This is a genomic window from Nonomuraea indica (assembly GCF_002850745.1).
GTDB lineage: Bacteria > Actinomycetota > Actinomycetes > Streptosporangiales > Streptosporangiaceae > Nonomuraea > Nonomuraea indica.
On the sequence record NZ_KZ559466.1, the window covers coordinates 91362 to 100501 of the forward strand.

Consider the following 9140-nt stretch of genomic DNA (forward strand, 5'->3'; position numbering starts at 1 on the left):
GCTAGTGGCCACGGCTGAACCTCTTCTCCAGGAAGCGCTGGCCGACGGTGGCCACGCTGGTGAACAGCAGGTACCACGCGGAGGCCACCACCAGCAGCGCGATCACCTCGAAATTGTCCAGGTAGATGCGCTGGGAGACGGTCAGCAGCTCGGCGCCGGAGATGACAGAGACCATCGAGGTCGTCTTCAGCATCGAGATGAACTGGTTGCCGGTCGGCGGGATGATCACCCGCATCGCCTGGGGCAGCACGACCCTGCGCAGGATCTGCCGGTGCGTCATGCCGAGCGACTCGGCCGCCTCCCGCTGGCCGGGATCGACCGAGCGGATGCCGGCGCGGACGATCTCGGCCATGTAGGCGCCCTCGTTGATGGTCAACCCGAGCAACGCCGCCGTGAACGGCGTGATGAGCTCGTTGGCCGGCCACTGCAGGAACATCGGCCCGCCGAACGGGACGCCGATCCCGATCTCGGGGAAGACCAGGCCGATGTTGAACCAGAAGATGAGCTGCACCAGCAGCGGCGTCCCGCGGAAGAACCAGGTGTACAGGCCCGCCGCGCCGCGCAGCACGGGGCTGTCCGACAGCTGCATGACGGCGGCGACCATGCCCAGGCCGACGCCGATGACCATGGACAGCACAGTGAGCGCGATCGTGACCCACAGGCCGCCGATGATGCGGCCGTCCAGCAGGAACGCGGCGATCACGTCCCAGTGCAGGTTGGGGTTGACGATGACGGTGTAGGCGAGCCAGGCCATCGCCAGCGCCGCGAGCGCCGCCGCGGCGAGCCGTCCCGGCCTGGACGGCTTCACCGCCTCGATCGGGAGCTCCGTCATGCGCCGGTGTTGATCGTGACCTTGGCCACGGCGTTCGCCGTGGTGCCGTACTTCTCCAGGATCCTGCCGTACTCGCCGTTGTCGATCAGCTCCTGCAGCGCCTTGGCGACGGCGTCGCGCAGGCCGGTCTGCTTCTTGTCGATCGCGATGCCCCACGGTCCGGCGTCGTACTGCTCGGGCAGGACGTCGTACTTGCCGGTCTCCTTGGCGTACATGGCGGCCACGGGCGAGTCGACGATCGTGGCGACGGTGCGGCCGGAGTCGATGGTGAGCAGGCCGGTCGGCGCGTCCTCGCTCTGCATGATCTCCATCTTCTGCTCGCACCTGTCGTTCTGGCGCTTGCCGATCTCCAGGTTGGAGCTGCCCTTGGCCAGGACGACCTTCTTGCCGCACAGGTCGGCGAGGGTCTTGATGCCCTCGGGGTTGCCCTTCTTGACCATGATCGAGCCGCCGGCGTTGAAGTAGTCGACGAAGTCGACGGCCTTGCGGCGCTGCTCCAGGTCGCTGAGCGCGGCCATGGCGATGTCCCACCTGCCGCCCTGCAGCCCCGGGATGAGACCGTCGAAGGAGGCGTTGATGATGCGGGTCCGCAGCCCGAGCCGCGCCCCGATGGCGGTGGCCAGGTCGGCGTCGACGCCGGTCATCTCCTGGGTGCCCGGCTTGTACATCTCCATCGGCGGGTAACCCTCCGAGGTCGCCATCCGCAGCTCGCCCGACTTCCGCACAGTCTCGGGGACGAGATCCTTGGCGCTCTTGCCGGTCGAGGAGGGCGGCGTGGGCGCCGCCGTGCCCGAGGTGGACCTTCCGCATCCCGCGCTCAGCGCGCAGACCGCCGCCAGGGCGATGACCAGGTGTTTCCGCATGGCACCTCATGGTGGTCAGGCGGCCATGCGCCACCAAGCCTCGTGAAGGCATGCGACCCTCAGCAACGAATCCATCGACGCTCGGTTCCGTGAGGCGTCGCGGTTGCTTACGCTCGCGCCTCATGAGTGTGGACATCTGGCCCCGGACCGCCACGTGGCACGACGGGGAGCTGCATCTCGGCGGCATCGGCGCGGCCGAACTGGCCCGGGCGCACGGCACGCCCGCCTACGTGCTGGACGAGGCCGATTTCACCGCCCGGGCGCGGGCGTGGCTGGACGCGCTGCCCGACGGGGACGTGCACTACGGCGGCAAGGCCTTCCTCTGCCCCGAGGTGGTGCGCTGGCTCGACCGGCTCGGCCTGTCGCTCGACGTCTGCACGGGCGGCGAGCTCGCCGTGGCCGTGGCCGGCGGGATGCCGCCCGAGCGGGTCGTCTTCCACGGCAACAACAAGTCACCCGCCGAGCTGCGCCGCGCCGTGGCGTGGGGCATCGGCTGCGTGGTCGTCGACTCCTTCACCGAGATCGCCAGGCTCGCCGAGATCGCCGCCTCCCTGGGGGTCCGGCAGCGGGTGATGATCAGGGTGACGCCGGGCGTCGACCCCCGCACCCACGCCGCCATCGCCACCGGCGGCGAGGGCTCCAAGTTCGGCTTCTCGCTCGGCGCCGGCGCCGCCGCGCTCGCGGTGGAGCGGGTGACCGCCGAGCCCTCGCTGGAGCTGTACGGCCTGCACTCCCACATCGGCTCGCAGATCTTCGAGCTGGACGCCTTCGGCACCGCCGCCGCCAGGATGGCGGAATTCGCCGCGGCCGTCGGTGTGACCAGGCTCGACCTGGGCGGCGGCCTCGGCGTCCGCTACACGCCGGACGACCCCACCCCGCCGACCCCCGCCGAGCTGCTCACCGTGCTCAGGAAGGAGACGGCGGGCCTGCGCCTGGCCGTCGAGCCGGGCAGGTCCATCGCGGGGCCGTCGACGGTGGCGCTCTACGAGGTCGGCACGGTCAAGGGCCGGTTCGTGAGCGTGGACGGCGGCATGAGCGACAACCCCCGCCCCGGCATGTACGGCGCCGCCTACACCGCCGCGCTGGCCAACCGGGCGTCCGGCGCTCCGCTCAGCCCGTTCACCGTGGTCGGCAAGCACTGCGAGAGCGGCGACGTGCTGGTCAGGGACCTCCCGCTGCCCGATGACCTCCGGCCAGGCGACCTGCTCGCCGTACCGGTGTCGGGCGCCTACCAGCGCTCCATGGCCGGCAACTACAACCACGTGCCCCGGCCCCCGGTGGTGGCGGTGCGGGACGGCGTGGCCCGGGTCATCGTCCGCCGCGAGAGCGAGGACGACCTGCTGCGGCTCTACCTGTAGGGGGCTGCCGGCGCGCCGCCGCGGTGATCGGCGGCGCCCGAGGGACGATCGCTCAACCCAGACCTGCGAGATCCACAGCATCAGCCATCGCACGGTATCCCGCATCGCCGGGGTGCAGATGGTCGCCGCTGTCGTAGGCGGGATCGAGCTGATCCTCGTCGGCGGGCGAGGCCAGCGCGCGGTCGAAGTCGGCCACCGCGTCGTACTCGCCGCTGCCGCGGATCCAGGCGTTGACCTCGTCGCGCTTGGTCTCGCTGAGCGGTGTGTGGTAGCGCGAGCCCTTCATGGGCGGGATCGTCCCACCGATGACGCGCAGGCCCTTGGCACGCGCTCGGCGGATCAGCTCGCGGTGCGCGGCGATGATCTCGGCGGCCGGGACTTCGGTGTGCGGCGCGGCCAGGGGCTGACGCGCCACGCTCATGCCGATGTCGTTGACACCCAGCAGGACGATCACCGTGCCGACACCGGGGCGGCCGAGAACGTCGCGGTCGAACCGGGCGGTGGCCCTGTCCCCGAGCCAGGCCGAGTCGACGGTCAGGCGGTTGCCGCCGATGCCCTGATTGAGCACGGCACGCGGCCGGCGGGCGGCCGCCAGCCGTTCTGCGAGCTCGTCGGGGTAGCGGTTGTCGGCGCCGGGAGTGGAGCCGTAGCCGTCGGTGAGCGAATCTCCGAACAGCACCACGCCGTTGCGACTCCGCGAGGTGCTCAGAACGTCGATGCCGGACAGGTAGTACCAGGACACGCTGGATGCGGTGAAGGCCGCCGAGCCTTGGTCGGCCACGTGGTTCCCCTCGGCGCGGAAGCTCGCGGCCATCGCCTGGGCGTGGTACGTCGCCGGCCCGGTCGGCTTGGCGAAGTGCAGCGTGACCGTGAGTCGTTCCAGTGCCGAGACCGGCACGGCCACCGGGTCGGTGACCAGCTCCGAGCCGGCCGGGATGGTGAAGCTCGCCGCGCGTCCGGATGTCAGGCGCCGCAGCGATCTCGTCTTCACGGCGGCGCCGCCGGAGGCTCGGGCCACGGTGGCGGCGCTGACCGTCAGCGGAGCGGTGCCGTACACGTTCGTCAGCCGGATCCGGACGGCGGCGCCGGGGACGGTGATCCGCACCACCTGCCGGAGGGTCTGGCCCGCGAAGCCCTGCTCGGACCAGTTGGGGGTGAAGTTGACGCCCGGTCGCTGGGGCGCCGCCGACCAGGCCGCTTTCCAGCCGGGCCCGGACTCCGCCGAGGCGGGCTGCTGGGCGCCCAGTGTCGTGGCGAGTACCAGCGCCACGAGGCTCCTGACGAGACGCACTAGCGATCTCCTTGCTGATCTCGAACGACGAGGGTGATGATCAGGGCAAAAGCGACGAAGGCCGTAAGCGTGCGAATGACGTTGTACATCTCCCACCGCTGGAGGATCTCGGCGTAGTCGGCCGGGGGCGTGCCGACGGCCCACACCTTGATCTGGCCGTTGATCGGCACGTTGCCGAACCGGGTGATCAGGAACGAGAGCACGGCCAGCACGCCCGCCACCCCGGCCAGACGGCGCCGGGCGAGCAGGGCCAGAGCCAGCGAGCTCAGGGCGGCCAGCGCCATGACGGTCTGCATGACGGGGCCGTTCATGCGCATGAGGGCCGAGTGGAAGGTCAGCCGCACGTCGAGCGGCACCGCGTCGAAGGTGGTCGCGACGTTGACGGCGCCGTAGCCGAAGGCGCCCGCGAGCAGGCCGGTGGACAGCAGACAGAGCGCGGTGACGAGGCGTGTCACCCTACCCGGAGCCCTCATGCGGCTGCGGCGCTTGCGATCTCGGCGAGCATCCGGGCCCGCTGCTCCGTGGAGATGACGCGGCCGCGGGTCACCACGGCGTGGATGCGGGTGGTGTTGCGGATGTCGATCAGCGGGTCGGCGTCCAGGATGACCAGATCGGCGGCCTTGCCGGGCGCGACGGCACCGATCGAGTCGTCCAGCCCGAGCAGCCGCGCCGGTTCCAGGGTCGCGGCCCGCAGCGCGCCCAGCGGCGACAGGCCGGAGCGCACGAGGTTGGCCAGCTCGTCGTGCAGGCTGAAGCCGGGCACGACGAACGGCACGTCGCCGCCGTCCGTCCCCGCCACCACCGGCACTCCGGCCTCCGCCAGCTCCTTCACGAACGCCTTGCGGCGCTCGAACAGCGCGTGCCGCTGGGCGGCGACCTCGGGCGTACGGCCCGCTTCGATGATGTTGGCCAGCGCCCACCGCCAGCCTTCGGCCACGGCGGCAGGCACGTACGTGAGCCGCCCGTCGTCCCGCACCTCGTCCGGCCGGTCCAGCACCTGGTAGACCGTCAGGGTCGGCACCACGCGGGTCCGGTTGCGCACCAGCGTGGCGAAGACCGCCGCCGCCTTCCGGGCGCTGTAGCCGGCGACGGCATCCCACTCCAGCCGGTGGATCTCCTGCAGCCAACTGACGTAGTCGCTCCGGGCGAACCTCAGGTCGGCGATCCGGGCCCGCAGCTCGCGCTCCCGCGTGGAAGTGTCGTACCAGGTGGAGTAGAGGTGCTCGACGCTGCACTGACCGAGGGCGCTGACCGTGGTCAGCGCCACCCCGTCGGGACAGTGCCCGGCCACCGGCATCCGGTGCCGGCGCGCCTCGTCGGTGACAACCCGGTACAGCTCGGGAGAGAGCCTGGAATACACCTTGACGAAGTCCGCGCCGTCCCGCTTCGCCTGACGGACCGCTTCGCGGGCCTGGGCCTCGGTCGCGACCTCGGCGAAGACCGACGGATCGCCGATGGTCGGCGCGCCGTCGATGATCCGGCCGGCGATGACCGAGCGCGGCCCGAGCAACTCGCCCCGGTCGATCCGCTCGCGCCACCTGTGCAGCAGCGGGCTGCCGGACATCTCGCGCACGGTGGTGACACCGTTGACGAGGTACAGCGGAGGGGAGACGCGTTCGGCGGGAATGCTGTGCACGTGGGCATCGCACAGGCCGGGGATCACGAATTTGCCTGGCAGGTCGATGACGTGCGTGCCCTCCGGCAGCTCAGCGCGCGGTCCCACCGAGACGATCCGCTGTCCCCTGATGAGCACGGTGCTGTTGCGCCGGTGCGGGCGCCCGGTGACGTCGACGACGGTGACTCCGGTGAGGGCGATCCAGCGCGCCGCCGATGCCGCCGCGGCTTGACCGGTGCCCGCTACGGCCCCGGCCACCGCCATGGTGACTCCGGCCTTCAGCGCGTCACGCCGACCCATTAACTCTGACATGCTGTCAAACATAGCGAGGGCGACTAAGATTGACAACGTGTCCGAGATAACACCCTCCAGACGCCGACGCCGCCGGGCCGACGCCGACCGCAGCGCCGGCGAGATCCTCAGGGCGACCAAGGACGTGCTCGCCGTGCAGCCACACGCGAGCGTCGAGGACATCGCCGTCGCGGCCGGCGTGAGCCGGCAGACCGTCTACGCGCACTTCAAGACCAGGGAGGCGTTGATCAGCGCGGTGTTCGACGAGATCGCCGCGGAGGCGGCGGCCGGGATGGACGCGGCCCGGCTGGACCGGGCACCCGCCGTCGACGCGCTCCTGCAGCTGCTCGACATCAGCTGGCGCACCCTCCAGCGGTATCCGCTCCTGCTGACGGTCTCCCCTCCCGCCGGCGACTCCACCGCCGACGGCAAGCGGCACGAGCCGGTCTTCGACCACCTCGAGGCGGTGCTCAGCCGCGGCCGGCAGTCCGGCGAGTTCGCCTCCGGCCTTCCCGTGCCCTGGCTCGTCACCGCCATCGCCACACTCGGCCACGCCGCCGGAGACGAGGTGCGGACAGGACGGATGACACCCCAGCAGGCCAGGGACACCCTGGCCAGAAGCGCCCTGCTGCTCTGCGGGGCCGGCTGATCGCTGCGACTCGTCCAGGTGGGCTCACCGCGGACGCCACCGATACCCCGCCCCGCTGGACCGGGTCCGTGCCCTGCCGCCGCACCGGCACGGCGGGGTCCAACGAGGTGACGGGCTGTTGACGCCATCGTGGGCGCGAGCTACGTTCGTGAACAATAGACAGGAAACTTTCCTAAGAGTTTTCCTGTCCGACACTCCCATCCCACCCCCCACAGATCCCGGATGCCGGAGAACCATGAGACACACGACCATCGGCAAGATCCTCGCCGGCCTGGCGGCGTTACTGCTGCCGCTCACCGCCGCCGTCGCCGCCCCGCCCGGAGCCTACGGCGCGACCACCTCGCTCACCTCGGCGGGCGCCCTGGCGGCGTGGGCCCCGTGGACGGCGTACACCACGGGCACCCGCGTCACCTACAACGGCGCCGAGTACGAGTGCCTGCAGAGCCACACCTCCCAGCCGGGCTGGGAGCCGTCGAACGTGCCGGCCCTGTGGAAGGCCACCGGCGGCGGAGGCGATGACACGCAGGCGCCGTCGGTGCCCGGCAACCTGCGCTCGACCGGAGTCACCTCCACCAGCGTCTCCCTCGCCTGGAACGCCTCCACCGACAACGTCGCCGTCACCGGCTACAACCTCTACCGAGGCACCACCCTCGTCACCACCGTCACCGGCACCACCCACACCGACACCGGCCTCACCGCCAACACCGCCTACACCTACACCGTTCGCGCCAAGGACGCCGCCGGCAACCTCTCCGCCCCCAGCGCACCCGTCACCGCCACCACCAGCGGCGGCGGAGGCGATGACACGCAGGCGCCGTCGGTGCCCGGCAGCCTGCGCTCGACCGGAGTCACCTCCACCAGCGTCTCCCTCGCCTGGAACGCCTCCACCGACAACGTCGCCGTCACCGGCTACAACCTCTACCGAGGCACCACCCTCGTCACCACCGTCACCGGCACCACCAACACCGACACCGGCCTCACCGCCAACACCGCCTACACCTACACCGTCCGCGCCAAGGACGCCGCCGGCAACCTCTCCGCCCCCAGCGCACCCGTCACCGCCACCACCAGCGGCGGCGGAGGCGGCGGGGGTGACAAGGTGCTCGGCTACTTCGTGCAGTGGGGCGTCTACCAGCGCGGCTACCACGTCAAGAACATCGACACCAGCGGCTCGGCGGCGAAGCTGACGCACATCAACTACGCGTTCGGCAACGTGCAGAACGGCCAGTGCGTGATCGGGGACTCCTACGCCGACTACGACCGCTTCTACAGCGCGGCCGAGAGCGTGGACGGCGTCGCCGACACCTGGGACGCCGGAGCCCTGCGCGGCAACTTCAACCAGCTCCGCAAGCTGAAGAAGAAGCACCCCCAGCTCAAGGTGCTGTTCTCCTTCGGCGGCTGGACCTGGTCCGGCGGCTTCGGCCAGGCCGCGGCCAACCCGGCGGCCTTCGCCGAGTCCTGCTACCGGCTGGTGGAGGACCCGCGCTGGGCCGACGTCTTCGACGGCATCGACATCGACTGGGAGTATCCGAACGCCTGCGGCCTCACCTGCGACACCAGCGGCCCGGCGGCGTTCCGCAACCTGATGTCGGCGCTGCGTTCCCGCTTCGGCTCGGACAACCTGGTCACGGCGGCCATCACCGCCGACGGCACCTCCGGCGGCAAGATCGACGCGGCCGACTACGGCGGCGCCGCCCCGTACGTCGACTGGTACAACGTCATGACGTACGACTTCTTCGGCGCCTGGGCGGCCCAGGGGCCGACCGCCCCGCACTCGCCGCTCACCTCCTACAGCGGCATCCCGATCGAGGGCTTCCACTCCGACAACGCCGTCCAGAAGCTCAAGAGCAAGGGCGTGCCGGCGAGCAAGCTCCTGCTCGGGATCGGCTTCTACGGCCGCGGCTGGACGGGCGTCACCCAGGCCGCGCCGGGCGGCACGGCCACCGGCCCCGCCCCCGGCACGTACGAGCAGGGGATCGAGGACTACAAGGTGCTCAAGACCCGCTGCCCCGTGACGGGCACCGTCGCGGGCACCGCCTACGCCCACTGCGGCAACCAGTGGTGGAGCTACGACACGCCGAGCACCATCGGCGGCAAGATGGGCTACGCGAAGGACCAGGGCCTCGGCGGCGCGTTCTTCTGGGAGCTCAGCGGTGACACGACCAACGGAGAGCTGATCACCGCGATGCGCAACGGCCTGGGCTGACACCCCGGCAGGCCCGCCGGGCCGGTCCCTCCTCC

Annotated in this window: 8 protein-coding genes; 3 read left to right on the forward strand and 5 right to left on the reverse strand. The window is 71.1% G+C overall.

What is annotated here, in order from left to right; genetic code table 11:
- Position 1 precedes the first annotated feature (1 nt).
- Together CXR44_RS00425 and CXR44_RS00430 are read right to left on the reverse strand one after the other, a co-directional pair.
- Positions 2–832, reverse strand: a complete 831-nt coding sequence (locus CXR44_RS00425) for an amino acid ABC transporter permease (RefSeq protein WP_101782828.1) — start codon at positions 830–832, stop codon at positions 2–4.
- Complete coding sequence (locus tag CXR44_RS00430; RefSeq protein ID WP_101782829.1) at positions 829–1695, reverse strand: ABC transporter substrate-binding protein; 867 nt, start codon at positions 1693–1695, stop codon at positions 829–831. The genes CXR44_RS00425 and CXR44_RS00430 overlap by 4 nt, the downstream gene beginning before the upstream one ends.
- A 122-nt stretch (positions 1696–1817) precedes the next feature.
- Here CXR44_RS00430 and lysA point away from each other — a divergent pair, with 122 nt between their 5' ends.
- Positions 1818–3053 carry a diaminopimelate decarboxylase gene (lysA, locus tag CXR44_RS00435; RefSeq protein WP_101782830.1) on the forward strand — a complete coding sequence of 412 codons (1236 nt, stop codon included), beginning with the start codon at positions 1818–1820 and terminating at the stop codon, positions 3051–3053.
- A 52-nt stretch (positions 3054–3105) separates the two neighbouring features.
- Here lysA and CXR44_RS00440 read toward each other — a convergent pair whose 3' ends face one another.
- Genes CXR44_RS00440 through CXR44_RS00450 form a run of 3 tightly spaced genes read right to left on the reverse strand, consistent with a single transcriptional unit; the run spans position 3106 to position 6271 of the window.
- Entirely contained in the window at positions 3106–4344 is a 1239-nt protein-coding gene (locus tag CXR44_RS00440) for an SGNH/GDSL hydrolase family protein (RefSeq protein ID WP_101782831.1), read from the reverse strand.
- Complete coding sequence (locus CXR44_RS00445; protein WP_245898705.1) at positions 4344–4799, reverse strand: anthrone oxygenase family protein; 456 nt, start codon at positions 4797–4799, stop codon at positions 4344–4346. Before CXR44_RS00445 ends, CXR44_RS00440 begins: the two co-directional genes overlap by 1 nt.
- A gap of 14 nt (positions 4800–4813) precedes the next feature.
- Positions 4814–6271 (reverse strand): amidohydrolase family protein, encoded by a 1458-nt coding sequence (locus CXR44_RS00450; protein ID WP_180903132.1) that lies wholly within the window; start codon positions 6269–6271, stop codon positions 4814–4816.
- A 37-nt stretch (positions 6272–6308) separates the two neighbouring features.
- On the opposite strand from CXR44_RS00450, the gene CXR44_RS00455 reads away from it, so the two are divergent.
- Positions 6309–6899: a TetR/AcrR family transcriptional regulator gene (locus CXR44_RS00455; protein ID WP_180903133.1), complete on the forward strand. Its 591-nt coding sequence runs from the start codon at positions 6309–6311 to the stop codon at positions 6897–6899.
- A gap of 235 nt (positions 6900–7134) precedes the next feature.
- Entirely contained in the window at positions 7135–9105 is a 1971-nt protein-coding gene (locus CXR44_RS00460) for a glycosyl hydrolase family 18 protein (RefSeq protein WP_101782834.1), read from the forward strand.
- The last annotated feature ends 35 nt before the right edge of the window (positions 9106–9140 follow it).